The following is a 26,068-nucleotide window of genomic DNA, read 5'->3' on the forward strand; positions in this document are numbered from 1 at the left end:
ACGCAAATATAATGAGCAAAGATAAAGTACAAATTTTTGATACCACTCTAAGAGATGGAGAACAAGTTCCAGGATGTAAATTGGATACAGAGCAAAAGTTAGTAATTGCCGAAAGGTTAGAGCTTTTAGGTGTTGATATTATTGAAGCTGGATTTCCTATATCTAGCCCTGGAGATTTTAAATCTGTAACAGAAATATCTAAGTTAGTTAAAAACGTTACTGTTTGTGGCTTAACAAGAGCTGTTAAAAAAGATATTGAAGTAGCAGCAGATGCTCTTAAATATGCCAAAAGACCAAGAATACATACTGGTATTGGCACATCTGCTTCGCATATTAAATATAAATTCAACTCTAACAAAGATGCTATTATAGAAAAAGCTGTTGCTGCTGTAAAATATGCAAAAACATTTGTAGAAGATGTGGAATTTTTTGCAGAAGATGCAGGAAGAACAGACAACGAGTTCTTAGCTAGAATTTGCGAAGAGTTAATAAAAGTTGGTGTAACTGTTTTAAATATTCCAGATACAACAGGGTATTGCTTACCAGAAGAATATGGAGCTAAAATAAAATACTTAAAAGAAAACGTTACTGGAATACACAAGGCTACACTTTCTTGTCACTGCCATAACGATTTGGGTCTTGCTACCGCAAATTCTATTGCTGGTGTTGCAAACGGAGCAAGACAAATAGAATGTACTATAAATGGTATTGGAGAACGTGCCGGTAATACAGCACTGGAAGAGGTAGTTATGATCTTAAGACAACACCCAACTCTTGGCTTAGATACAAATATTAACAGCAAGTTATTAAATAGTACTAGCTTAATGGTTTCTCAAAAAATGGGAATGATGGTGCAACCAAACAAAGCTATTGTAGGTGCCAATGCATTTGCGCATAGTTCTGGAATACATCAAGATGGTGTAATAAAGAATAGAGAAACTTATGAAATTATAGACCCTGCAGATGTTGGCGTCAATGAATCTTCTATAATTTTAACTGCAAGAAGCGGACGTGCCGCATTAGCATACAGAGCAAAAATTGTGGGGTACGAACTAACGAAAATTCAATTAGATACCGTTTATCAAGAATTTTTAAAATACGCAGATACAAGAAAAGAAGTTGTAGATAATGACATTCATGAAATTATAGAAACTAGCGGTATTAACATTAAAGCTCTTAGTTAATGTATTTAAACATTGCTCTATTAGGCGGAGACGGTATTGGACCAGAAGTTCTGGCACAATCTGTAAAATGCCTACAGGCAGTTGAACATAGTTTTGGACACACCTTTTCTTTTACAAAAGCAGACATTGGAGCTGTTGCAATGAAAAAAACAGGAGAGCCCTTACCTGAAAAAACATTGAAAATTTGCAAAAACTCTGATGCAATTTTATTTGGAGCAATAGGGACCCCAGAATATGACCAAAATCCAACTTCTAAAGTATGGCCAGAACAAGGGTTATTTAAATTAAGAAAAGAGCTTGATCTATTTGCAAATATTAGACCCGTTAAAGTTTTCCCTGCATTAGCAAAATTATCTCCACTAAATAGAGGAAATATATTAGATACCGATTTAGTTATCTATAGAGAACTTACAAGTGGAATTTATTTTGGAAAAAAAAAAATCAGCAAAGACGGAGCAAAAGCATTAGACACCTGTGAGTACTCTGAAAAAGAAATTAGCAGAATTGCACACCTTGCCTTTAAAGCAGCAAAAAGTAGACAAAAAAAACTAACATTAGTAGATAAAGCAAATGTATTAGAAACCTCTAGACTTTGGAGAAGAGTAGTTACTAATATTGCTAGTAGCTACCCAGAAGTAACCCTTAACTGCATGTTTATGGATCATGCAGCTGTAGAAATGATATTACATCCAAATAAGTTTGATGTAATCTTAACAGACAATATGTTTGGGGACATCTTATCTGACCAAGGTAGTGCTATTTCAGGATCTATTGGCTTACTACCATCTTCATCTGTAGGTTTAGGCCATGCAATGTTTGAACCCATACACGGCTCCTACCCTCAAGCAAAAGGGAAAAATATAGCGAACCCTGTAGCATCTATATTAAGTGTTGCAATGCTACTACAACACTTTGATTTAATAGAGGAAGCGAATGCAGTAATATCTGCAGTTTTAAAGTCTTTTGCTAAGAAAATTGTTACCCCAGATGTATTAGGGAGTAGTAAATATGGAACAGACTATGTTGGTGATTTTATTGCAAATAATATTAATGATGATAATGATGATGATCATAATATTAATGATGAAAATATAGGTTTAGGAAAATCTACGATAATCTAAATCCAAAAACAAATAATTACAGTACCATAAAAATTAAAATTCAATAGGATTCTCTATTGAATGTCTTATTCCATTGTTTTATCTTTACCAGCTTTAAACACAACTAATGAATATTTCTTACAACTGGTTAAAACAGTTTATTAAAATAGATTGGGATTCCCAAAAAACTGCAGAATTACTAACAGATCTTGGCTTAGAAGTAGAAGGCGTTTCTTCTTTTGAATCTCTTAAAGGCGGATTATCTGGAGTTGTAGTAGGCCATGTACTTACCTGTGAAAAACATAGTAATGCAGACAAACTTAAAGTTACTACAGTAGATATTGGAGCAGAGTCCCCTGTTCAAATAGTTTGTGGAGCACCCAACGTAGCCGTAGGGCAAAAAGTTCCTGTCGCCACAATAGGAACCACTCTTTACACTAAAGAAGATGAAAGTTGGACAATAAAAAAAGGAAAAATAAGAGGCGAAGAAAGTCATGGAATGATATGCGCCGAAGATGAACTAGGCCTTGGAGAAAGCCATGATGGAATTATGGTTTTATCTGACAAATTAATCCCAGGTACTCCTTGTTCTGAAATTTTTGATATTGAAAGCGATGAGGTTTTTGAAATAGGACTAACTCCAAACAGAGCAGACGCTATGAGTCACTTTGGAGTTGCAAGAGACCTTAAAGCTGGACTTAAGCAAAAAGAAATCGCAATAGAATTAATTACACCACCTGTAAGTAATTTTAATGTAGACAACCGTTCATTAAAATTTGACATAACTGTAGAGAACAATGAATTAGCTCCAAGGTACGCAGGTGTAACCATGAGCAATTTATTGGTACAACCATCTCCAGATTGGTTAAAGAATAGACTAAATGCAATTGGAATAACTCCAAAAAATAATTTAGTTGATGCAACTAACTATGTTTTACATGAACTTGGACAACCATTACATGCTTTTGATGCTGCCAAAATAAAAGGAAACAAAATAGTTGTAAAAACACTTCCAAAGGGAACTAAATTTACAACTTTAGATGGCGTAGAAAGAGAATTACACGAAGAAGATTTAATGATTTGTGATGCCGAAAAACCAATGTGTATTGCTGGAGTTTTTGGTGGAATACATTCTGGAGTATCAGAGAATACAACTTCTATATTTTTAGAAAGTGCATACTTTAATCCCGTTTCTGTTAGAAAAACTGCAAAAAGACACGGCTTAAACACAGATGCTTCTTTTAGATTTGAAAGAGGTATTGATATTGAAAATGTAGAGTATAGCTTAAAAAGAGCAGCAATTTTAATAACAGAAATTGCAGGTGGGGAAATAACATCAGATATTATAGATTTTTACCCTAACAAAGCAAAAGATTTTGAAGTCTTCTTGCCATTTAACAAAGTACACCAACTAATAGGGCAAGAAATACCTATAGACACTATAAAATCTATCTTAACATCATTAGATATTAAGGTAATGAGTGTTACAGAAGCTGGTTTAGGATTAGTTGTCCCATCTTATAGAGTAGATGTACAAAGACCCGTAGATGTAATCGAAGAAATCTTAAGAGTTTACGGGTACAACAATATTAATTTTACTCAAAAGCTTAATGCGTCTATTGCTACTACTAGTAAGTTTGATGATCATAAAGTACAAAACACAATAGGAAACCTATTAGCATCTAAAGGATTTTATGAAATAATGACCAATAGTCTTATTTCTCCTGAATATGTATCTATTTCTAAAGAGTTATCTGAGGACAATTCTATAAAAATAATTAATCCTTTAAGTACAGATTTATCTATAATGAGACAATCTTCTTTGTTTTCTTCTTTAGAAGTTGCCTCTTATAACATTAATCGTAAAAAATCTAATTTACAGTTATTTGAATTTGGAAAGACTTACGCTTATAAAAATGAAAAGAGAATTGAAAACAAATATTTAAGTCTTTTAATAAGTGGCAATAAAAAGGATCAAAATTGGTTAGAAGAAACCAAACAAACCGACTTCTTTTTTATAAAGTCTATTGTTAAAAATATTTTAGAACGTTTAGGTATTGAAAACACAAACGAAAATCCTATTGATAATACAGATTTTTCTGAAGGATTATCTATAGAATACAAACGTAATTCAATAGTAGAGTTTGGAGTTATACAAAAAGTAATAGCTAAAAAATTTGATATAAAACAAGATATTTTATTCGCAAACTTTAATTGGGATGCAATTTTAAAATTAGCGTCTAACACTAGCATAACCTATAAAGAAATACCAAAGTTTCCGGAAGTAAAAAGAGATTTTGCTTTGTTACTAGATAACAAAATTACTTTTAAGGAAATACATGATATATCTTTACAGACAGAAAAAAAATTACTTAAGAATGTAACTCTGTTTGATGTTTATGTTGGAAAAAAACTAGCTGAAAATAAAAAATCTTATGCCGTAAGTTTTACGCTTCAAGACAATAAAAACACATTAACAGATAAACAAATCGATAAAATCATGAACAAACTAAAGTATAAGTTTGAAAATGATTTAGGAGCAGAACTTAGGTAAGACTTATATTTTATTTGGTAAAAAAACACTATCAATTTCATGGATAACACCATTGCATTGATTAGCATCTGCATTAGTTATTTTTGCAGTATTACCAAACTCATCAGTTAAAACAATATCTATACCATTCATTGTTGCAATTAACTTATTACCCAATATTGTGGTAAAAGAAGCTATACCGTTTCCTCTACACATAGCCTTTAGTATTTTAGATGCTGTTAAATTACCTGCCACTATATGGTGTGTTAAAAGAGAATACACTTCTTTTTTATGAGTAGGATCTAATAAAAAATCTATATCTGTTGCGGTACTAAACGCGATATTAGAAGGTGCAAAAACAGTAAATGGACCATCATAATTAAGAATCTCTTCTAAGTCTGCAGCTTTTATAACTGCCATTAATGTGGAATGCTTTTTTGACGCCCCAGTATTCTTGCTTATAGAATACTCAGGATTCATTTGTAATGTTTTATTTTTTTTTGCTTGGGAAGATACCTTTTGCGAAATACACAATGTAGGGATTAATAGTAATACTACTATTAGTAGGGAAACTTTATTACTCATAAGTATTCTCAGTGTGGGGTTGATAATACCGACGTCTAATCGATAAATAGCTCATTTTCATCGACAAGATACAAACTTAGTGCGCATATCCAAAAAAAATGCCATAATTTTTTGTCTATAAAAATTATGGCATTTTTTACTTTATAGTCCTAAAAGTTAATGCACTATAATATCATACGGAATTCCTGGTAAATCTATATTATCTAAAAACTCCAAGTCTGGCACAGGCTTAATACGAAGTATGCCACCTAAGTCTTGATTTCCATATTTTTTATATCCAATTAGTATAATATTATTATGTTCATCATAATTTACCGCTGTAGTCTCTTCTATTCCATACTCTACTTCTAATTGTGCTGGAGTTAAAAAATTCTCATAAATATATAACGTAGCTATATTTTCTTTTAAATTGTACACAGCTGGTATACTAGAAGTTACCCCATCTTCTAATGGCATACTATAATATATTTTTCCTTCTGCGTCTAAATTGTGTAAAGAGGCATTTGCAAATTTAGGTTCTGTACCTACGCCATATCTGGTATAATCTACACTTAAAGTTACTTTATCTAAAACAGTATGTAACTCATCATAACTTAAAATAATATCGCCATTAACATCTTTAAATATTTTTTTTACATTATACCCCAAAGTCTGGGTGTTAATAGCGTTAAAACTTGCATCATCAACAACTACAATTTCATTTTCATTAGTAACCCCTTCATCAAATAGCAAAATAAATAACCTATTATTAGAAAAGGACATCTCTACTGGTTTTTTTGACAATTCTAATTCTATAAAAGTAAAATCTGTTGTGTTTCTATCTATTTTTCTAACTACATATTTTTTTGAAGAATTTGTAATAGTAATCTCATAAGCAACAAAAAAAGAAGAATTTGTATTAACAATAGACAAAACCTTTAACTCACAATCTAATAAATCAGGAAAAACATTTAGTTTTTGCTCTTCTTCACTTAGAAAATCATAATGCACAATTTCACCATCACAATCAGAAGTTTTTTTATAAAAGGAATATTCCTTATCTCCATCATAATTAATAGCAGATGTAGAGATTGTATTAAAATTACTTTCTTTTGAACTTTTAGAAATAGAAGTTGCATCTGCATTTAGCAATGTTGCAGACAACGAATTATTCGCATCCAATAACACGGTATAAGAAGCAGCAACATTGGGTTCTTTTTTTGAATCTTGTTCGTTAGAGGAAGATTTACTGCACCCTAATATAATAAATGCAAGAAGTCCCCATAAGTAGGTATAGGTTTTCATGACAATAAAATTTGGGGTCTAATAAGAATAAAACTATTCTGCGTACATTTTTATACGCTGTTCTTTTATTGTCTTATCAGACATATATTCATCAAACGTTAAATAACGGTCAATGTTGCCTTTTGGAGTTAATTCTATAACCCTATCTGCTACAGTTTGCGCAAATTCATGATCATGTGTAGTAAACAACACCGTTCCTTTAAAATTCTTTAAAGAGTTATTAAATGCGGTGATACTCTCTAAATCTAAGTGGTTTGTAGGCTCATCTAACATAACTACGTTTGCACGCAACATCATCATTCTACTTAACATACAACGTACTTTTTCTCCTCCAGAAAGTACGGTACATTTTTTTAATGCCTCTTCTCCACTAAATAACATTTTTCCTAAAAAACCTCTAATAAAAACCTCTTCTCTTTCCTCTTCTGTTTTTGCCCATTGGCGTAACCAATCTACCAAACTAACGTTTTGATTAAAAAAAGAAGAGTTATCTGCAGGAAGATAAGACTGGTTTGTTGTAACTCCCCATTGAAATTCACCACTATCCGCTTTCTTGTTATTATTTATAATTTCATAAAATGCAGTGGTAGCTCTAGAATCTTTAGAGAATATTGCTACTTTATCTCCTTTAGCTAAGTTTATGTTTACATCTTTAAATAATAAATCTCCATCTTCAGATGTTGCCGACAAACCTTCTATATTTAAAATCTGGTCTCCTGCTTCGCGTTCTCTTTCAAAAATTATGGCTGGATATCTTCTACTTGAAGGCTTTATATCTTCAACCTTTAACTTAGAAAGCATTTTCTTTCTAGAGGTAGCTTGCTTACTTTTTGCAACGTTTGCGCTAAAACGCATAATAAACTCTTGCAACTCTTTTGCTTTTTCTTCAGATTTCTTATTCTGCTGTGCTCTTTGCCTTGCTGCTAATTGGCTACTCTCATACCAGAAAGTATAATTACCAGAATATAAGTTCATTTTACCAAAATCTATATCACCTATATGCGTACAAACCGTATCTAAAAAGTGCCTATCATGCGAAACAACAATTACAGTATTCTCGTAATCTGCAAGGAAATTTTCTAACCAGTTTATGGTTTCAAAATCTAAATCATTGGTAGGCTCATCCATTATTAATACATCTGGAGAACCAAATAATGCTTGTGCCAATAACACTCTCACTTTTAATTTTGGATCCATCTCTGCCATTAAGGTAAAATGCAAATCGGCCTGAATACCTAGATTAGATAATAATGCTGCAGCACTACTGTCTGCGTTCCAACCATTCATTTCTTCAAATTGTACTTGCAACTCCCCTATTCTATCTGCATTTTCATCAGTATAATCTGCGTAAAGAGCATCAATCTCTTTTTTAATTTTAAAAAGAGGTTTGTTACCCATAACTACAGCTTCTAGAACCGTAAAATCATCCGAAGCATTATGGTTCTGCTCTAAGATTGACATACGTTTTCCAGGCTCTAAGTGTACATGTCCAGAGGTTGGATCTATTTGCCCAGATAATATCTTAAGAAATGTAGATTTCCCTGCTCCATTTGCTCCAATTACACCATAACAATTTCCTTGAGTAAAAGCTACATTTACTTCATCAAACAACACTCTTTTTCCAAACTGTACAGATAAATTAGATACCGATAACATAACTCTTTCTTTTAAATTTCGTGCAAAAATAGAGAAATTTATCCCCTAAAACCAATATTCTTGCTGTACATATTAAATAATATATTAACGTTGCTTTATTTTTTTTAACTCCCTATTAACAGGGTAGAGCCTATGTGTTTCTTATTTTTGAGTGTTATATTGTAACTATTTCATATGAATAGAAATTTACTTTATTGTTTTATTTTATTAATAGCAAGTTGTAATACAGTAGAAAAAGGTTCCCCAAGTGTTTTTTTTGCAGGTGAAATTGTTAACCCTACTAGTAAATATGTAGTCTTACACAAAGGTGAAGAAGTAATAGACTCTTCCTTATTAGATACAAACAACAGATTTTCTTTCTCTTTTGACTCCATACCAATGGGTCTTTATCATTTTAAACACGCTCCGGAATACCAGTATGTTTATCTAGAGCCAGGAGATAGCTTAATGGTGCGTTTAAACACCGTGGATTTTGATGAATCTCTTGTGTTTTCTGGAAAAGGAGAAGAGGTTAATAATTTTTTATTAGATGTTTTTTTAGGAAATGAGAAAGAAGAACAGCTTGTTCGCAAAAACTATAATGCATTAGAATCTGAAGATTTTAAGGAAAAAATAAACACTTTAAGAGATAAAAAAATAAATGCTTTAAATACACTAAAAGAAGAAGGCAATTTATCTAATAATGCTTATAATATTGCAGAAGCAAGCATAAATTACACCTACTACAATTATAAAGAAAAATACCCTTTTGAGCATAGAAAGCACACCAAAGACAAAAAAATAGCAAAACTTTCTGATGACTTTTATGATTATAGAAAAAATATTTCTTTTAACAATAAACAATTAAACTACTTAAGACCATATTATGATTTTATGCGCTCTCATTTTGGTAATTTGTCTTACATGACTTGTTCTCATAAATGCATAATTAAAAATCAAAAAGTAAAAAACAAACTTCATTTTAATAAACATAAACTGAATCTTATTGACAGTTTAGTGGTAGAAAAAGAACTTAAAGACAATCTCTTTAGAAATGTTGCTTTTGATTATTTACTTAAATCAAATGATATAGAAAAAAACAATGAAGCTTTTATAAAAGAGTTTCATAAACTTTCTGGAAGTAATAGACATATAAAAGAAATAGATGATTTATATCTTGGAATAAAAAACATACAACCTAATAATAAAATACCTAATCTAATTGTAAACAATATTTCTGGAGACAAAATATCATTACAAGAAATAGCAAAAAATAAAAAAGTTGTATTTTATTTCTGGTCAGAAACGGATAAAAGACATTACAATAATATTTTTAAAAGAGTAGAAAGTTTAAAAACTTTAAAACCTAATTACACTTACATAGGAATAAACTTTAAAACTAATTTAGATAGCTGGAAAACTATACTAAACACAAATCAATTAAACACAGAAAACCAATATACTACTGATAACTTTGAAGAACTAACCAAATCATTAATAGTATATCCTCTTAACAAATGTATAATTACTAAAGATGCTACTATAGTTAATGCTTTTGCAAGTATTTATGGTAAAATTTAAAGCTTAGAATGTCTTAAAAGTATTTTCTCGTAAACTTTACTTGGCAATATTTTTTTTAGTTTTATAGAGAATTTTTGCAAAAAAGACCCTACCGTATAATGCACTTTAGGTTTTGGGGTATTTATAATTTTTAAAACAGTTTTTGCTACCATAATAGGATCTTCACCTTTATCCACATCAGCATCAATAGCCTTTAAAGTTTTACTATATGGTATTTTGTAGGGAGAGTTTTCCAAAATTGGAGAATGGTAACGACCCGCAGCAATATTTGTTACAAAATCTCCAGGAGCCAAACTTGTAATCTGAACACCAAAATCTTTAGTTTCCATACGCAATGTTTCTGTAATAATACTTAAAGCCCCTTTAGTTGCAGAATAAATGCCTCTATATGGCAAACCCATATAACCTGCTATAGACGTAATGTTTATTATTAAACCACTATTCTGTTCTCTCATATAAGGTAAAACACCTTTTATAACATTAATAGGGCCATTAAAATTTGTGCTAAAAACATTTAGAATTTCTTCGGTAGGTGTTTCTTCAATCGCTCCAGTGATTCCAACACCTGCGTTATTTATAACAACATCTACACTACCTTCTTTATTTATCACCTTTTTAAAAGCGTTAGTAATACTTTCTGTATCCCTAACATCCATTTGCAATAAATTAAAATCTTTAAAGTCAGGATATTTATGAACATTTCTTGTAGTTCCATATACTACATACCCTTTTTGGACCAAATAACGACCAATAGAGTTTCCTATACCAGAAGAACCGCCTGTAATTAAAACTACTTTCCTATTCATAGAATACAAAATAACAAATAAATTAAAGGAAATTGCACATAAAAAAAGAAGAAACTTTAGTGTACAAAAAAAGGCAAGCTACCTACATCGCACCGCTACAACCTAATACCCTTGCTGCGTTCCCACCCTGGGGGATTCAAAGGGAGCTGGTCGTGTAGGACTTGCCGGCTGCAAATATACAACCTTTTAAAACTTTCACAATCCTTTTAGTTTCTAATTTTTATGAATTAACTTGCTCCTACATTAAAAAATAATGCATTAAACTTAAATATGCATTAATCATATTTATTTACAAAACAATGTAACCTCATGAATATCATTAAGTTATTTATCTTTTCCCTTTCCATTTTGTTATGTATAAACTGTGGAGGAAGTAACCCAGCTGCAAGTTCTTTATTTGAAATTGGTCTAGAAAAAAATAAAAAAGAGTTTACCCCTAACCAAAAAGTAGCAGTTAGTATTATTAATAAAAAAGAAAAAAATATTAATAAAGTAGTATATTTTTTAGACAATACCCCTTTAAACATTACGGATAATAAGGTTGAGATAAAAACTAGTACTCTTGGCAATAAAACATTAACAGCAAAAATAACTTACGAGGATACGACAGTAGAAATACATAAAAAAATAAAAATTCTTTCCCCAAAAGCCCCAGAAATATACACCTATGAGATTCTTAATGAATATCCCCATGATATAGAAGCTTATACACAAGGATTAGAATTTTATAAAGATACTTTGTATGAGAGTACAGGAAGAAGAGGTTTTTCTTCTTTAAGAAAAGTAGATTATAAAACAGGCAACATACTTAAAAAAATAGATTTAGATAAAACTTATTTTGGTGAGGGTATTACAATCTTAAACGACAAAATATACCAACTTACTTGGCAAAATAAAACCGGTTTTATATATGATGTAAACTCTCTTAAAAAAACTGGAAGTTTTCAATATGGAGAAAGTAAAGAAGGTTGGGGGTTATGTAATGATGGCTCTAAAATATTTAAAAGTGATGGTACTGAAAAAATATGGTTTTTAAACGCTACCACATTAATTGAAGAAGAGCATATTGAAACGGTAACCAATAAATCTATCTTTAATAAAGCAAATGAACTGGAGTATGTTAATGGTAAATTATATGCCAATGTGTACCAAAAACCAAGTATTATGATTATTGATGCAACAAGCGGTGCTATAGAAGGTGTAATTAATTTTAGTGGTTTAAAGAATAAAGTTACTAAACACGATAACATTGATGTCTTAAACGGCATTGCATACCACCCAACTAGAAAAACTTTTTTTGTTACTGGTAAAAATTGGGATAAACTTTTTGAAGTTAAAATACTTAAAAAGTAATGTCGTTTAAAAAAACAATAACCGTTGAAGCCAATGATTTAGATAATTTAGATCATGTAAACAATGTTAGATACGTGCAGTGGATACAAGATATTTCTAAAGAACATTGGAAAGCAAAAGCTCCAAATCATTTACAGGAACTTTTTATTTGGGTAGTACTAACTCACAACATTGCTTATAAAAAACCTGCACAATTAGGAGATAAAATAATTGTAAAAACACATATTTCTGAAAGTAAAGGAGCTGTATCTATTAGAATAGTAGAAATGTACAATGCTAAAACAAATATCTTATTATTACGTTCCAGTACAGAGTGGTGTTTATTAAATGCTAAAACTCATAAACCTATGAGAATATCTGAAGAACTAAAGAATGTTTTTACAAAATCTAAAAATATAGAGGTATAATAGTATTTAATATGCGAGTATATACTTCTCTTATAATACTAATCCTAGTAATTATTTTTGGCACATCCTGCCGAAAAGATTTTGATTATGGGCCAAGTTCTGGTAACCTAGCATTTTCTAAAGACACTGTTTACTTAGATACAGTATTTACAAACATAAGCAGTAGTACGTACGCTTTAAAAGTATACAATACCACAAGAGATGATGTAAACATACCTTCCATACAGTTAAAAGAAGGAAACAATAGCGCTTATAGATTAAATGTAGACGGACAAGAAGGAAAAGCTTTTAAAAATATACCCTTATTTGCCCAAGACAGTCTTTACATTTTCATAGAAATTACCCAAGATATTTCTAAAACACAACAGACTAATTGGCTATACATAGATGTTTTACAGTTTGATTCTGGAAAAGACCTTCAAGAAATACCGCTAGTTACCTTAATTAAAGACGCTGTATTCATATCTCCAACCATTTTAGAAAATAATGTAAAAGAACAAGTTTATATAGGAAAAGATGCTAATGAGAAAAATATTTTTGTTGACGGAGCAACTCTTACTGATGAGCAATTACATTTTACTAACACTATTCCTTATATAATATATGGTTATGCATCTGTCCCAGAAGGAAAACAACTAATTATAGATGCCGGTAGTAGAATACATTTTCATAAAAACTCTGGTTTGGTTGTTCAAAAAAATGCCTCAATACAAATAAATGGCATTCTTAGCGAGGATAAAGAAATTAAAGAAGGAGAAGTTATTTTTGAAGGAGATAGATTAGAGCCTGAACTAGCAAATATATCCGGACAATGGGGATCTATAATACTTAACCAAGGTAGTATTAACAATAAAATAAACTACACGACCATTAAAAATGCAACCACAGGCGTGCTCTTTAATGGAGAAATAACCAACCCTAATAGTAACTTAGAAATTAATAATTCCCAGATATTTAATAGTTCTAGCATTAATTTATGGCTAAAAGAAGCCAAAGTAACTTCTAAAAACTTGGTCATAGGTGGTGCAGGAAAAATAGGCTTATATTGTAATTTAGGAGGCAATTATTCCTTTACACATGCAACAATAGCAAATTATTGGCTAAATGGTTTTAGAGAAGGCTCTGCTCTCAAAATAGATAATACTACAGAATTAAGTGCTGTTTTTAATAACTGTATTATAGATGGTAATAAAAGAAATGAATTAGTATTAGAAAAAAATAATGCTAGTAGTTTTAATTTTTTATTTAACCACTGTATGATAACATCAGATATAAATGACAATACTGCAAACTCTATATATAACTTTAGTAACACAAACCATTATAATACTGTATTCCTAAATAAAGACAGCTCTTTTGATGATGCATTTAATAATATTTTCGATATAAATAAATCTTCTTTTGCCATTAACATAGGAGATTTAGAAAGTGCTTTAAATGCTCCAGTAGATATTCAAAATACAAACCGCTCTTCTTCTCCTGACCTTGGCGCTTTTGAATATTTTGAATAAAACATAGGATTCAAAAATAATTTTTGTAAGTTTTTTCTTTCATTTTTATAGAATTTTCTTAATTTAGGCAAAGAACCTTTTTTTTTATAAGGTTTTACTAAGTTAGTTTGTTAGTATCAATCCTTAATTTGCATACAAACCCAAAAGATTTTGCAATATAAATATGCCATATTAGATTCTGATGCAACTTCCAATTTGCAACTACAGCATTACATGGAAGACTATGGTGATTTCTCTTGCACAACAATTTCAAAAAATAAAGAAGAAGGCTTAAAAAGTATTTTAAAATTCTCTCCAGATGTAGTCATTATTAATTTAAATGAACTAGCGGAGTCTTATTTTAATATGATTACAGAATTGCATCAATATTTAGACAAACTTCCAATTTTTATAGGAATTTCAAAAACTAAAGAACATGCTTACGATGCAATAAAAAATAATTTTTACGATTATTGGCTACAACCTTATAGTGAGTATGAAATTTTAAAATCTCTTCTTAAATTAAAAAAGAGACTTCCAAAAAAGAATACTCCGCAAACTATATGTTTAAAATCTTATCGTGATTTTCAGTATATAGATACGGACAATATATTGTATTTAAAAGCAGACAATAATGCGACCGATTTTCATATGAATGATGGCACTATAAATAATGCCTACAAAACATTAAAAACATTTGAAAACCAACTACCACCAAATTTTGTACGCATTCATCAAAGTTATATAGTAAACACAAATTATGTGTCTAGAATAAATTACGGAAAATCTATTTGTGCATTAAAGCGTACTAAAGCTCCACTACCCTTCTCTAAATCGTACAAATTAAATGTAGATGCGCTTAAAAAAATTCTTTCTAGAAATACAATATCCTCTTCTCTTAATTAAGAAAATTTTATAAAAAACTAACTAAAAGTAAAAAAATTGCAATATTATATGCAATAAATTGTTTTTACTTTATATACTTGCATGCTTTTTTAAAGCACCCAACTCTTGTTCTTTTTTTAAAAAAAAATCCTCCTATTATTTTAATTATTTAAATACTCTTAAAACTAGCCCAAATACTCACAGAACTAAGACGTTTACTAGTATTCTATTTATTCTAAATTTTTCACCTCTACTATTTTCTAGATTAGCTTAAGAAATTAAGTATAACCTTAAACAATTTAGAAAATGAAAAAAGTAGCAAGTATTTTAGCCGTAGCATTATTTACATTAGGTATGTTTGCAACAGCAGTTAGCACAATAGCTCCAGAATTCTCAGATATTTCAAATGCAATCGCGAGTGATGATCATCATCAAGATAGAGATGAAAGAGATGGATAGTAATCTTTAAATAAAAAAAGTCTTAAATTTTTAGTTTAAGGCTTTTTTTATACCTTTATTTTAATGAAGGTTATTAAACATCCCCAAAAAAGTATTTTTTTAATTAAACTCTTTATAATTAGCATAAGTTTAGGTTTATTTTGTTGCTCCGACCAGCAATTAAATAGCAGCAAAACTTCTTCTTTATACCCAAGTAATGATAGTATCTCTAATTGGATTGCTAGCGCAAAAAACAAAAATAACACTATTCAAGAACGATTCTCTTTTTTAGAAAAGGCATATCTCGCAAATAAAAAAACAGAAACAGATTCTATAAAAGTTAAAAACTTATCCTCAATTTCGTACAGATACTATTCTCTAAACGACTCTCTAAAGTTCAGAAAAATAAATAAAGAAACCATAGACCTTTCCAGAAGGATTAATGACACTACTACTTTAGCAAATTCTTATTGGGATTTAGCAAGTTTTTTTGATAGAGAAACCATCATGGATAGTTCTTTTTTTTATTACCAAAAAGCACATAAAACATTTTTACTTCAAAAAAAGAATAAACTAGCTGCTAGAATGTTACTGTCCATGGCTAAGATTCAAGAATCTATTAAAGACAATACCGGTGCAGAAATTAATTGTATAAAAGCTATTGAGATATTTAAACCATTAGAAGATTACAAATACCTATCTAGATGCTATACAACACTAGGAATACTTTCAAATAATATTGAAGAATACGACAAAGCCATTTCATATTACAAAGAAGCCATTGAATATGAGAAAAAAATAAATAATGGTGTTGTTAAAAATTTTAGTATTATTAATAATCTTGGAGTTACTAATATATCTTCTAAAAATTATAAAAAAGCTATTCCTTATTTTGAGCAAGTTTTAAAAACACCAAATTTAATACAAGATAATCCAATATTGTATGCCACTGCTTTAAATAATCTAACAAATGCCAATTTTGAATTAAATAAGCTAGAGAATGTAGAAAAAAATTATTTAGAGGTTTTAATTCTCAGAAAAAAAGAAGAAAACACTAAAGGTTTAGCTGCAACGCATTTTTATTTAGGAAAATACTATTTAAAAACAAAAGATACTATTAAAGCAAAAGAGCAAGTACTTTCTTCTATAAATTTATCTAAATTAAGTTCTAATAATGATCGTTTACTAGAAGCCTTAATACTTGCTGCAAAAGTAGAACCCAAAAAAGCTGCTGATTACTTGTTACAAAACATACAATTAAAAGATAGTTTAGAAATAGAAGATCGTAAAATTAGAAATAAATTTGCACGTATTAGGTTTGAAACAGATGAGTTTATTGCTCAAAATGAATTACTACAAAAGCAAAAACAATTATGGGCAGGTATTACTGCTGGCCTTATATTACTATTATTAGCAATTTATGTAATTGTCTCGCAGCGCAATAAAAATCAAAAACTAAAATTTACACAACAACAGCAAGCAAACAACCAAGAAGTGTTTAACTTAATGCTTGCTCAAAAACAAAAAGTTGATGAAGCAAAAAGAGAAGAACAAAAAAGAATATCAGAAGAATTACATGATGGTGTCTTAGGCAAAATGCTTGGAGCAAGAATGGTACTTACTGGGCTAAACAAAAAAGTAGACCCTGATGCTATAGAAGAAAAAGTAAAAGCAATAGCTGCTTTAAAAAATGTAGAGGGAGAAGTCCGTGCAATTTCCCACGAACTTAACCACGCTGCTTACCAAAAAATTCCTAACTTTATTAATTCAATCAAAGAACTATTAACTACTCTTGCCAAAAATGCAAAAATTGAACAAGAATTTAATTTCAACAATACATTTGATTGGGATACGTTATCAGGAGATATAAAGATTAATGTTTATAGAATGATTCAGGAATGTATACATAACTCTATAAAGCATGCTGAATGCCAAAAAGTTTATGTAAATTTTGATATTCATAAATATAATTTTGAAGTAACTGTAGGAGACAACGGAAAAGGATATGAGTTTAATAAAGAAAAGAAGGGAATTGGTTTGCGAAATATAAAATCTAGAATAGAAAAGCTTAATGGGCATTTTACTGTGGATTCAAAGCTAGGAAAAGGAACTTCTTTCTTTTTTAACATACCTATCTCTAGCATTAAAAAATACGAAGAACAAGAAGTACCTGCATAGCTGGGTCCCCCAATACAAAAAACAACTACGCATATAATGGAAACAATTAGAATTTTAGCTATTGATGATCATGAAATGACACCTCTTGGATATAAGTATATTTTAGAAGGTACAGAATTTGAAGATTTTGAAGTAAAAGTAGATGTTGCCAGAGGATTTGAACTTGGTAAATCTAAAATTGAAACTTCTGGGAGATCATCTATCCATTATGATATTATTTTACTTGATATACAACTTTTTCCAACGCATTTACATGACGAACGCAGTGGAGAAGATTTAGGAAAACTTGCACGCCAAGTTTCTCCAGATTCTAAAGTTGTTTTCATGTCTTCTTTTAGCGATAGCTACAAAATTAATAGTGTATTCAAAACAGTGGATCCTGACGGATACATGGTGAAATCTGAAATTGATGAAAAGTCATTAATAGCAATGGTAGAAACCGTTGTTGCAAACCCCCCTTATTATACCGCGGGAGCATTAGCTGCCGTAAGAAGAAAAATGGCAAATGATATAGTTATTGATGAAGTAGATAAAAAAATATTGTTTAACCTATCTATTGGTGTTAGAACCAAAGATATTGCTCCCTTAATTTCTGCCGCAATAACTACAGTGGAGTCTAGAAAAAGACAATTAAAAACACTTTTTGGAATAGATAGCGGAAATGATTTAGCTTTAATTGAAGAAGCTAGAAAAAGAGGATTTATTTAAATCTGAACTACAAATTTCCAAAATTTAACATTTAAATAATAAAATAAAGCAAAAACCTCATTTTATATGAGGTTTTCCTATGTTCTAAAACTAAGACTTACATATATATTTGTTTGTAGCATAAATAAATTACAAGCAATCATATGTCAACATACAAAGACAACTCAAGAAAAAGTGATGCTTGGAGGTTCCCCCACACCCTTCAAACTATATCTATATTTTCTTTTATAAAAAAAATAGAAAAAGATTTTTTTGCAGAAGTAACAGTACAAAATTTTGGTTATATAGAGGATAGCTTTTCTATTTCAATACAATTAGATTGCAACCTATCTTTAATTGAAATATTAAATCATGCAAACCTAGGTACTTGGGGAGATTTTAAAAATAATAGAGATATAAATCCTTTGTGCAAAGCTATTGAAACCTTACAGAATGAAAATAATTGTAATATAGCTATAAGTGAGTTCTCCCTTTTTTTAAAAGATACATCAATCATCATTAATGAAACGAACAACCTAAATATATCTAAAGAATTAAATAACATCCTTAAAGAAATAGCTAGTCAATATATTTACATTACGAATGGTTTTACTAAAAAGCCATACGAAATATATATTCCAGTTCTAGAAGAAAATGATTTTGATATGGAAATGTTTATCCCTGAAGAATGTGGTGCAAAAAGCTACAATGAATACTGGGGTATATATTTTGAGTCAGAAGAAGAGGCTGTAATATATGACGTTAAAGAAAATTCATATTTACCAGAAGAGCTGCATCTTTGTTTGGTAGAATATTAGTTTTTAATTTAGTTCAACAAAAAATCCCATTATATAGAATAATGGGATTTTTTAATTTAAACAAATATATTTATTTAACTATGCATTAAATAAATCTCTTCCTTTCATTAAAGCATTTACTTTTAATTTTACCGCAGCAAGTACTTCTGCATCTTCTGGACTAGAAATTACTGCATCAATAAAATCTACAATTACATTCATATCTGCTTCTTTTAATCCTCTTGTTGTTATTGCTGCTGTACCAAAACGCACACCAGAAGTAACAAATGGAGATTTATCATCAAAAGGAACCATATTTTTGTTTGCCGTAATATCTGCTAGTACAAGAGCTTTCTCAGCATCTTTTCCAGAAATATTCTTGTTTCTTAAATCTATTAGCATCATATGATTATCTGTTCCACCAGAAATAATATCATACCCCTTAGCTACAAATGCTTTAGCCATTGCCTCTGCATTTTTCTTTACTTGCACCATATAATGTAAATACTCGTCAGATAAAGCTTCTCCAAAAGCAATTGCTTTTGCAGCTATAATATGTTCTAATGGCCCACCTTGATTCCCTGGGAAAACAGCTAAATCTAATAATGCAGACATTTTTCTTAATTTTCCATTCTTAAGAGTTATTCCAAATGGGTTATCAAAATCTTCTCCCATTAATATAAGTCCACCTCTTGGTCCTCTTAAAGTTTTATGGGTTGTTGTAGTAACTATATGACAATGAGGAATTGGGTCATTTAAAATTCCTTTTGCAATTAAACCTGCAGGATGAGAAATATCTGCTAACAATAACGCTCCAACACTATCTGCAATTTCTCTAAATTTTTTAAAGTCTATATCTCTAGAATATGCAGATGCTCCTGCAATTATCATTTTTGGTTTTTCTTTAGTTGCAATTTCTTGAATTACATCATAATCTAATCTTCCTGTTTCTTTATCTACACCATAAAATACAGGGTTATATAAACGACCAGAAAAATTTACTGGAGAACCGTGTGTTAAGTGCCCTCCATGAGATAAATCAAAACCTAGTATTGTATCTCCTGGTTTTAAACATGCATGGTATACAGAAGCGTTTGCTTGTGAACCTGAATGTGGTTGCACATTAGCATATACAGCACCAAATAATTCTTTTGCTCTATCTATTGCTAATTGCTCTACTTTATCAACAACTTCACAACCACCATAATATCTTTTTCCTGGGTAGCCTTCTGCATATTTATTGGTTAATACAGAGCCTGCCGCTTCCATTACTTGTGGGCTAGTAAAATTCTCAGAGGCAATTAATTCTACACCATTAATCTGGCGTTCTCTTTCTTCTTCAATTAAATCAAAAATCAGGTTGTCGCGTTGCATATTATATGTTTGCATTAAATGAAATGCAAAAATACAAATTGGGAATCATTTTTAATACTATAAATTCATTTTTGGAATAGATTTTATTAAAAAAAATTAACAAATATTATGGTTTAAATAATTATAAATATTCTTTTAACACCAAATCGTTAATTCCGCCATGAGAAGAACTAGCCTCTACTACTCCATTTTTAATTAATAGTACTTGAGGAGATTGATGTATTAACTGAAATTTTACGGCCACCTCGTTAGAAACAGGTCTATAACTATGTAAATCTAAATAATATAAATCTGCCTGTTGTTCATTTAAATCATACGTTTCTTGAAACATATTCATAACCATTCTACTAATACCACAAGTAGTAGAATGCTTAAAAATAATCTGTAATTTACTTTTAGATTGTTCTTCTATATTATTTAATTGCGCAACATTAGTTAAAGATATCCAAGGAATTACTTTTTTTTCTTTTTTCTCTTCATTACCACTACCTCCAAATAGGCTATTTAATATTCCCATAATTACTTTATTTAATAAGTCGCACAACTATTATTTTCTTACAAACTGCCGTTATGTCTTGTATTAATAGGCAATTACAGACATTTTGTCTATACTTACTTCTTGGTAAGATTGTTGACTTCTATATATCAAAATTAAGAAATAACATTAAATTATAAGAGCTATGAACTTTAATAATTTTACTATAAAATCCCAAGAAGCTGTACAGCAAGCACAAATACTTGCACAATCTTTGGGGCATCAACAAATAGAAAATGAACATTTATATAAAGGAATATCTGAAGTAGATGAAAATGTACTTCCGTTTCTTTTGAAAAAATTAAATGTAAATAATAATTTATTAAAACAAATATTAGACAAAGAGCTAGAGAGTTTCCCTAAAGTGTCTGGGGGAGATACAATGGCATCTAGAGAAACTAGTAAAACATTGACTGAAGCAAGTGTTCTTGCCAAGAAAATGAATGACGATTATGTTTCTTTGGAACATTTATTACTTGCCATTTTTAAATCTAAAAGCAAAATAGCACAGATATTAAAAGACCAAGGCGTTACTCTAAAAGATTTAGAAGCTGCTATAGATCAGTTACGAAAAGGAGGAAATGTAACTTCTCAAAGTGCAGAAGAAACGTATAATTCCCTAGATAAATATGCTAAAAATCTAAACAAATTAGCAGACAATGGTAATTTAGACCCCGTTATAGGTCGTGATGAAGAAATTCGTAGAATCCTTCAAATATTATCTAGAAGAACCAAAAACAACCCAATGTTAGTTGGGGAACCTGGTGTTGGTAAAACTGCTATCGCAGAAGGTCTTGCGCATAGAATTGTACTAGGTGATGTTCCAGAAAATTTAAAAGAAAAAATTATTTATTCTTTAGATATGGGCGCGCTTATAGCTGGTGCAAAATACAAAGGGGAATTTGAAGAAAGATTAAAATCTGTAATTAAGGAAGTAACAGAATCTGACGGGGATATTGTATTATTTATTGATGAAATACACACCTTAGTTGGTGCTGGTGGGGGTCAAGGTGCAATGGATGCTGCAAACATTCTTAAACCAGCATTAGCAAGAGGAGAGTTAAGAGCAATTGGAGCAACAACTTTAGATGAATATCAAAAATATTTTGAAAAAGATAAAGCCCTAGAACGTCGTTTTCAAAAAGTAATCGTAGATGAACCAGATACTGAGAGCGCAATTTCTATTCTTAGAGGTATTAAAGAAAAATATGAAGCGCATCATAAAGTAAGAATAAAAGATGAAGCCGTAATAGCTGCAGTAGAACTATCGCAACGTTACATTACAAATCGTTTTTTACCAGATAAGGCTATAGATTTAATGGATGAAGCGGCTTCTAAATTAAGAATGGAAATTAATTCTAAACCAGAAGAGTTAGACGTTTTAGACAGAAAAATAATGCAGTTAGAGATTGAAATTGAAGCCATAAAACGTGAAAACGATACTGCTAAAGTAAAATCTTTGAATATAGAATTAGCAAACCTTAAAGAAGAGCGAATTGAAATTTTTGCAAAATGGGAAAGTGAAAAAACAGTAGTAGACAATATCCAAAAAACAAAACAGGATATTGAAAATTACAAGCTAGAAGCAGAAAGAGCAGAAAGAAATGGAGATTATGGTAAAGTTGCTGAACTGCGGTATGGTAAGATAAAAGACGCGCAAGAAAATCTAGAAAAACTACAGGTAGAACTTGAACAGCAACAAAATGCAGGAACACTTATAAAAGAAGAAGTTACTAATGAAGACATTGCAGATGTAGTTGCAAAATGGACCGGAATACCTGTTACAAAAATGCTGCAAAGCGAAAGAGAAAAACTATTGCAATTAGAAGATGTTTTACACAAACGCGTTGTAGGGCAAGAAGAAGCAATAGTTGCTGTTTCTGATGCCATTAGAAGAAGTAGAGCTGGCTTACAAGACACAAAAAAGCCAATAGGTTCTTTCTTATTTCTAGGAACCACAGGAGTTGGTAAAACAGAACTTGCAAAGACATTAGCTTCTTATTTATTTGATGACGAAAACGCTATGACAAGAATTGATATGAGTGAATATCAAGAACGTCATTCTGTAAGTAGATTAGTAGGTGCGCCTCCAGGATATGTTGGTTATGATGAAGGCGGACAATTAACAGAAGCTGTACGAAGACGCCCCTACTCCGTAATACTATTAGATGAAATAGAAAAAGCACATCCAGATACATTCAATATTTTATTGCAAGTCTTGGATGAAGGTAGATTAACAGATAATAAAGGTAGGGTTGCAGATTTTAAAAACGCTATTATAATTATGACAAGTAATATGGGAAGCCATATTATTCAAGAAAAGTTTGAAAATAGTAAAGACGCTTATAGTGCAACAGAATCTGCTAGAGTAGAAGTTTTAGGTTTATTACGCAAAACTATTAGACCCGAATTTTTAAATAGAATAGATGACATTATTATGTTTACCCCTTTAAGCAAAGAGAATATTAAAAAAATAGTAGAATTACAGGTAGAACAACTTAAAAAAATGCTCCATAAGCAAAATATTGCTATAGATGCCACACAAGAAGCTATTACGTACTTAGCAAATAAAGGTTATGAACCGCAGTATGGTGCTAGACCAATAAAAAGAGTAATACAAAAAGAAGTTCTAAATAATTTATCTAAAGAACTTTTAAAAGGAAGTATTAAAGCGGAAAGTATAGTATTAATAGATTCTTTTAATGATACTTTAGTTTTTAGAAATCAAAACGAACTAGCTTCATAAATTTTATATATTTTATCGATATAGCTATATATAATTATAGCTATATCGATTTTTTTTATTGATATTTATACCATACAGTATATAGTTTTTTTATATTCGTAAAAAATAACACCCCATTAATGTCTGGAAAAGCAAAAAAAACAACCGCTTTTATTATAGAAACTGTAGCTCCTGTTTTTAACAAACATGGTTATATTGGAACCAGCATGAGCGATCTAACAGAAGCTACTGGTTTAACCAAGGGTGCTTTATATGGGAATTTTGAAAACAAAGAAGCCCTAGCTTTATCTGCCTTTGAATATAGCCGTAATATACTATTAAATGCTATAGATGAACAGCTTGCTATAGAAGGAAAATCTTTAGACAAATTATTTAACCTTATAAAGTTTTACCGTAAATATGACATCTTTACGCTCCCTTTAGGTGGTTGCCCTATTCTTAATACAGGTGTAGATGCACAACATAATAATAAATTATTGGCTGCGGCATCTAGAGAAACAATTAAAGACATTGAAGGCAAAATAGCTCTAATTCTAGAAAATGGTGTAAACAATAATGAAATTCACTTACCAGTAACTCCATTACAATTTGCAAAGCAAATGTACACTATGATACAAGGAGCTGTAGCAATGTCTACTATTACAAATGACCGCAAATATTTATTAAATACCGTAGCTTATTTAGAAGTATTAATTAAAAAAGAGATTAAAAAATAATTTCTAACCTCTTTAAAAGTATTATACCACATTTATTTTATTATTCTCCTTTTACCCTAAATATCCAGAGTTTTTTTTCATACCGTCCATTTATACCACTATCTCTTCCTTCTCTAGCCTCTTTAATTGTATTATAGCGAATTAAATATACATAATTATACTTGTTTTTACTTCTATAAAAAGAGCCTGGGTTAAAACCAGCTTTCTTCATATCACTCATAAAAGCTTCATAGTACTTTTTAGTACCAAATACATTTGCTATTAAATAATATCCTGGCTCTAAATTACCTTCTTTAACTACTTCCTCATATTTCTCACCAGCTTGTACTGTAACTATTTCTGTTTTAGTTATATTGTTTATTCTTTTTTCTTCTTCAAGAGCTAATTTAATAGCATTGATAGAATCTTTAGCCTTTTCTTCCCTTAACTTTCTAGAATACGCTAAAGCTTCTTCCAAACGTATATTTTCAATAGAATCTGCAACCTTCTTTTCTTGAACCCTAATTGCTGCTAATCTTGTTTCTTTTTTCTTAGCATCTTTCTCAAGTTTTAATTTACGTTTATTGTTCCTAATAGAATCTTTTTTGCGTTTACGATTATCTTTTGTTGAAATAGCTAGCCTAGTATCTTTAACTTGGAGTAATGAATCTTTCTTAATTTTAGCTTTTTCCTTAGCTTCTTTTTCTTTTTTCTTAGTTTCTTCTTTTACTGCAAGAGCTTCAGTTTTAGATAATTTTTCTTTTAACTTCTCCTTTTCTCTAAGTTCTTTTTCTTGCTTTTCTTTTTCAATATCCTTTGGGGTTTGTTTTTTTAATTCTTTACCAAAATTATACGCGGTAACAATCTCAAAAGTTGGATCCACATCATTTAAATTATTACTAGTTGCAAACTCTACTAATGCGCCAACAGAAAACTTTTTAAAAAAATGCCCTCCTACTCCTGCAGATATACCATAAAAATTATTATACCCTATTTGGGACCAAAACTTAGAGGAATTTAAAATTGTAGTAATGCCAAACTGAGAATCTTGGTTGGGCACAGATTTATAGTAAATGTTGGGCTGTAAATAAGCATTTTCATTAAATAAGGATAAAGGAAACTCGTAAGCTCCTGAGACATAATAAACACGATCAGAAGAAAAAGAAGACCTTTCTTTAGTTTTAAAATTATAATCAAATAAATTCTCTGCGACAAAACCAAGACTAAAACGATCTATTTGTAAGTTTACCCCAGGTGCCACTTGTAATATAAATGCACTTGCACTACTATTTCTAATAAAATGTGGTAATTGAACTTGTTGATTTGTTTGAAAACGAGTATCTGCTAATTCTTGTTGGTAGCCAATAACATTAAGACCAACTCCCAAGATTATACCCGACCCTAAATCTATAGAATGTGCATAATTAATTACTCCTCCGGTATTAATAAAAACTCCTGTATTATTTTGTAAATACCCAACCCCTAAAGAGGAAACATCTGTTAAATTTCTATTATAATTTAAAAATATAGATGTTGGGTCTGCGTCTATACTTTGCCATTGCCAACGTGTCCAAAGGCCTATTGATTGAGTTGTTCGCCCTAGTAATGAACTTACAGGATTTAATAAACTACCATTAATATTTGTAATATTATGTTGTCTAATATCTGAAGGCAAAGTAACATTTTGCCCATTAGACACCAAGAACATTAAAAAAACTATATAAAGTATTTTATTTTTTAGCATATGCAAAAAAACAAAAAAAACTGCTTCTAAA

Annotated in this window: 21 protein-coding genes and 1 other RNA gene; 14 read left to right on the forward strand and 8 right to left on the reverse strand. The window is 30.3% G+C overall.

All coding sequences use genetic code 11. The features are described 5' to 3' along the window. Positions 1–11: 11 nt before the first annotated feature. The 3 genes from Q0820_RS06975 to pheT all read left to right on the forward strand — a co-directional run bounded on the left by Q0820_RS06975 (position 12) and on the right by pheT (position 4,838). A complete protein-coding gene (locus Q0820_RS06975; RefSeq protein ID WP_298486388.1) occupies positions 12–1,184 on the forward strand; it encodes a 2-isopropylmalate synthase in 1,173 nt (390 codons plus the stop codon). Further along, positions 1,184–2,305 carry a 3-isopropylmalate dehydrogenase gene (gene leuB / locus Q0820_RS06980; protein WP_298486390.1) on the forward strand — a complete coding sequence of 374 codons (1,122 nt, stop codon included), beginning with the start codon at positions 1,184–1,186 and terminating at the stop codon, positions 2,303–2,305. The genes Q0820_RS06975 and leuB overlap by 1 nt, the downstream gene beginning before the upstream one ends. Positions 2,306–2,411: 106 nt before the next feature. Next, entirely contained in the window at positions 2,412–4,838 is a 2,427-nt protein-coding gene (gene pheT, locus Q0820_RS06985) for a phenylalanine--tRNA ligase subunit beta (protein WP_298486392.1), read from the forward strand. A gap of 3 nt (positions 4,839–4,841) precedes the next feature. On the opposite strand, the gene Q0820_RS06990 is transcribed toward pheT, so the two are convergent. From Q0820_RS06990 to Q0820_RS07000, 3 genes are all read right to left on the reverse strand, one after another. After that, positions 4,842–5,402, reverse strand: a complete 561-nt coding sequence (locus tag Q0820_RS06990) for a fasciclin domain-containing protein (protein WP_298486394.1) — start codon at positions 5,400–5,402, stop codon at positions 4,842–4,844. Between the two features lie 156 nt (positions 5,403–5,558). After that, a complete protein-coding gene (locus Q0820_RS06995; protein ID WP_298486396.1) occupies positions 5,559–6,686 on the reverse strand; it encodes a hypothetical protein in 1,128 nt (375 codons plus the stop codon). A 33-nt stretch (positions 6,687–6,719) separates the two neighbouring features. Beyond that, a complete protein-coding gene (locus Q0820_RS07000; protein WP_298486398.1) occupies positions 6,720–8,342 on the reverse strand; it encodes an ATP-binding cassette domain-containing protein in 1,623 nt (540 codons plus the stop codon). Positions 8,343–8,516: 174 nt separating this feature from the next. Here Q0820_RS07000 and Q0820_RS07005 point away from each other — a divergent pair, with 174 nt between their 5' ends. Beyond that, the gene (locus Q0820_RS07005) at positions 8,517–9,902 is read left to right on the forward strand and encodes a transaldolase (RefSeq protein ID WP_298486400.1); all 1,386 of its coding nucleotides are present in this window, start codon (positions 8,517–8,519) and stop codon (positions 9,900–9,902) included. Here the strand turns inward: Q0820_RS07005 and Q0820_RS07010 are convergent. Together Q0820_RS07010 and ffs are read right to left on the reverse strand one after the other, a co-directional pair. Then, entirely contained in the window at positions 9,899–10,708 is an 810-nt protein-coding gene (locus Q0820_RS07010; RefSeq protein WP_298486402.1) for an SDR family oxidoreductase, read from the reverse strand. The genes Q0820_RS07005 and Q0820_RS07010 overlap by 4 nt on opposite strands. A gap of 68 nt (positions 10,709–10,776) precedes the next feature. Beyond that, positions 10,777–10,875, reverse strand: an RNA gene (gene ffs, locus Q0820_RS07015) — signal recognition particle sRNA small type. A 142-nt stretch (positions 10,876–11,017) separates the two neighbouring features. Here ffs and Q0820_RS07020 point away from each other — a divergent pair. The 8 genes from Q0820_RS07020 (at position 11,018) to Q0820_RS07055 (ending at position 18,964) form a co-directional block, all read left to right on the forward strand. Then, on the forward strand, positions 11,018–12,061 hold the full coding sequence (locus Q0820_RS07020; protein WP_298486404.1) for a glutaminyl-peptide cyclotransferase: 1,044 nt from the start codon (positions 11,018–11,020) through the stop codon (positions 12,059–12,061). Then, positions 12,061–12,468: a thioesterase family protein gene (locus Q0820_RS07025; RefSeq protein ID WP_298486407.1), complete on the forward strand. Its 408-nt coding sequence runs from the start codon at positions 12,061–12,063 to the stop codon at positions 12,466–12,468. Before Q0820_RS07020 ends, Q0820_RS07025 begins: the two co-directional genes overlap by 1 nt. Positions 12,469–12,479: 11 nt before the next feature. Then, the gene (locus Q0820_RS07030; RefSeq protein ID WP_298486409.1) at positions 12,480–13,979 is read left to right on the forward strand and encodes a hypothetical protein; all 1,500 of its coding nucleotides are present in this window, start codon (positions 12,480–12,482) and stop codon (positions 13,977–13,979) included. 150 nt (positions 13,980–14,129) lie between these two features. Continuing rightward, on the forward strand, positions 14,130–14,864 hold the full coding sequence (locus Q0820_RS07035) for a LytTR family DNA-binding domain-containing protein (RefSeq protein ID WP_298486411.1): 735 nt from the start codon (positions 14,130–14,132) through the stop codon (positions 14,862–14,864). Between the two features lie 285 nt (positions 14,865–15,149). Further along, complete coding sequence (locus Q0820_RS07040; protein ID WP_298486413.1) at positions 15,150–15,302, forward strand: hypothetical protein; 153 nt, start codon at positions 15,150–15,152, stop codon at positions 15,300–15,302. 63 nt (positions 15,303–15,365) lie between these two features. After that, positions 15,366–17,459 carry an ATP-binding protein gene (locus tag Q0820_RS07045; RefSeq protein ID WP_298486415.1) on the forward strand — a complete coding sequence of 698 codons (2,094 nt, stop codon included), beginning with the start codon at positions 15,366–15,368 and terminating at the stop codon, positions 17,457–17,459. Positions 17,460–17,495: 36 nt separating this feature from the next. Continuing rightward, positions 17,496–18,167, forward strand: coding sequence for a histidine kinase (locus Q0820_RS07050; RefSeq protein WP_298486417.1), 672 nt, complete (start codon positions 17,496–17,498; stop codon positions 18,165–18,167). A 143-nt stretch (positions 18,168–18,310) separates the two neighbouring features. Continuing rightward, positions 18,311–18,964, forward strand: coding sequence for a hypothetical protein (locus tag Q0820_RS07055; protein ID WP_298486418.1), 654 nt, complete (start codon positions 18,311–18,313; stop codon positions 18,962–18,964). A gap of 78 nt (positions 18,965–19,042) precedes the next feature. Here the strand turns inward: Q0820_RS07055 and glyA are convergent, their stop codons facing one another. After that, positions 19,043–20,317 carry a serine hydroxymethyltransferase gene (gene glyA, locus Q0820_RS07060; protein ID WP_298486715.1) on the reverse strand — a complete coding sequence of 425 codons (1,275 nt, stop codon included), beginning with the start codon at positions 20,315–20,317 and terminating at the stop codon, positions 19,043–19,045. 121 nt (positions 20,318–20,438) lie between these two features. Continuing rightward, positions 20,439–20,834, reverse strand: a complete 396-nt coding sequence (gene ytxJ / locus Q0820_RS07065; RefSeq protein WP_298486419.1) for a bacillithiol system redox-active protein YtxJ — start codon at positions 20,832–20,834, stop codon at positions 20,439–20,441. Positions 20,835–20,997: 163 nt separating this feature from the next. Here ytxJ and clpB point away from each other — a divergent pair, with 163 nt between their 5' ends. Beyond that, on the forward strand, positions 20,998–23,598 hold the full coding sequence (gene clpB, locus Q0820_RS07070; protein WP_298486421.1) for an ATP-dependent chaperone ClpB: 2,601 nt from the start codon (positions 20,998–21,000) through the stop codon (positions 23,596–23,598). Positions 23,599–23,717: 119 nt separating this feature from the next. Further along, positions 23,718–24,314 (forward strand): TetR/AcrR family transcriptional regulator, encoded by a 597-nt coding sequence (locus Q0820_RS07075; RefSeq protein ID WP_298486423.1) that lies wholly within the window; start codon positions 23,718–23,720, stop codon positions 24,312–24,314. A gap of 40 nt (positions 24,315–24,354) precedes the next feature. On the opposite strand, the gene Q0820_RS07080 is transcribed toward Q0820_RS07075, so the two are convergent. Beyond that, positions 24,355–26,037, reverse strand: coding sequence for a PorP/SprF family type IX secretion system membrane protein (locus Q0820_RS07080; protein WP_298486424.1), 1,683 nt, complete (start codon positions 26,035–26,037; stop codon positions 24,355–24,357). Between the last annotated feature and the right edge of the window lie 31 nt (positions 26,038–26,068).

Origin of the sequence: uncultured Maribacter sp., assembly GCF_947495965.1 — a bacterium.
GTDB lineage: Bacteria > Bacteroidota > Bacteroidia > Flavobacteriales > Flavobacteriaceae > Maribacter_B.

Excerpts from the sequence above, each read along its gene's own strand:
- Q0820_RS07005 (WP_298486400.1), top strand. The coding sequence starts at position 8,517 with ATGAATAGAAATTTACTTTATTGTTTTATTTTATTAATAGCAAGTTGT.
- glyA (WP_298486715.1), bottom strand. The coding sequence starts at position 20,317 with ATGCAACGCGACAACCTGATTTTTGATTTAATTGAAGAAGAAAGAGAA.
- Q0820_RS07075 (WP_298486423.1), top strand. The coding sequence starts at position 23,718 with ATGTCTGGAAAAGCAAAAAAAACAACCGCTTTTATTATAGAAACTGTA.
- clpB (WP_298486421.1), top strand. The coding sequence starts at position 20,998 with ATGAACTTTAATAATTTTACTATAAAATCCCAAGAAGCTGTACAGCAA.
- pheT (WP_298486392.1), top strand. The coding sequence starts at position 2,412 with ATGAATATTTCTTACAACTGGTTAAAACAGTTTATTAAAATAGATTGG.
- Q0820_RS07080 (WP_298486424.1), bottom strand. The coding sequence starts at position 26,037 with ATGCTAAAAAATAAAATACTTTATATAGTTTTTTTAATGTTCTTGGTG.
- Q0820_RS07025 (WP_298486407.1), top strand. The coding sequence starts at position 12,061 with ATGTCGTTTAAAAAAACAATAACCGTTGAAGCCAATGATTTAGATAAT.
- Q0820_RS06995 (WP_298486396.1), bottom strand. The coding sequence starts at position 6,686 with ATGAAAACCTATACCTACTTATGGGGACTTCTTGCATTTATTATATTA.
- Q0820_RS06975 (WP_298486388.1), top strand. The coding sequence starts at position 12 with ATGAGCAAAGATAAAGTACAAATTTTTGATACCACTCTAAGAGATGGA.
- Q0820_RS06990 (WP_298486394.1), bottom strand. The coding sequence starts at position 5,402 with ATGAGTAATAAAGTTTCCCTACTAATAGTAGTATTACTATTAATCCCT.
- Q0820_RS07000 (WP_298486398.1), bottom strand. The coding sequence starts at position 8,342 with ATGTTATCGGTATCTAATTTATCTGTACAGTTTGGAAAAAGAGTGTTG.
- Q0820_RS07050 (WP_298486417.1), top strand. The coding sequence starts at position 17,496 with ATGGAAACAATTAGAATTTTAGCTATTGATGATCATGAAATGACACCT.
- Q0820_RS07045 (WP_298486415.1), top strand. The coding sequence starts at position 15,366 with ATGAAGGTTATTAAACATCCCCAAAAAAGTATTTTTTTAATTAAACTC.
- Q0820_RS07040 (WP_298486413.1), top strand. The coding sequence starts at position 15,150 with ATGAAAAAAGTAGCAAGTATTTTAGCCGTAGCATTATTTACATTAGGT.
- ytxJ (WP_298486419.1), bottom strand. The coding sequence starts at position 20,834 with ATGGGAATATTAAATAGCCTATTTGGAGGTAGTGGTAATGAAGAGAAA.
- Q0820_RS07010 (WP_298486402.1), bottom strand. The coding sequence starts at position 10,708 with ATGAATAGGAAAGTAGTTTTAATTACAGGCGGTTCTTCTGGTATAGGA.
- Q0820_RS07030 (WP_298486409.1), top strand. The coding sequence starts at position 12,480 with ATGCGAGTATATACTTCTCTTATAATACTAATCCTAGTAATTATTTTT.
- Q0820_RS07055 (WP_298486418.1), top strand. The coding sequence starts at position 18,311 with ATGTCAACATACAAAGACAACTCAAGAAAAAGTGATGCTTGGAGGTTC.
- leuB (WP_298486390.1), top strand. The coding sequence starts at position 1,184 with ATGTATTTAAACATTGCTCTATTAGGCGGAGACGGTATTGGACCAGAA.
- Q0820_RS07020 (WP_298486404.1), top strand. The coding sequence starts at position 11,018 with ATGAATATCATTAAGTTATTTATCTTTTCCCTTTCCATTTTGTTATGT.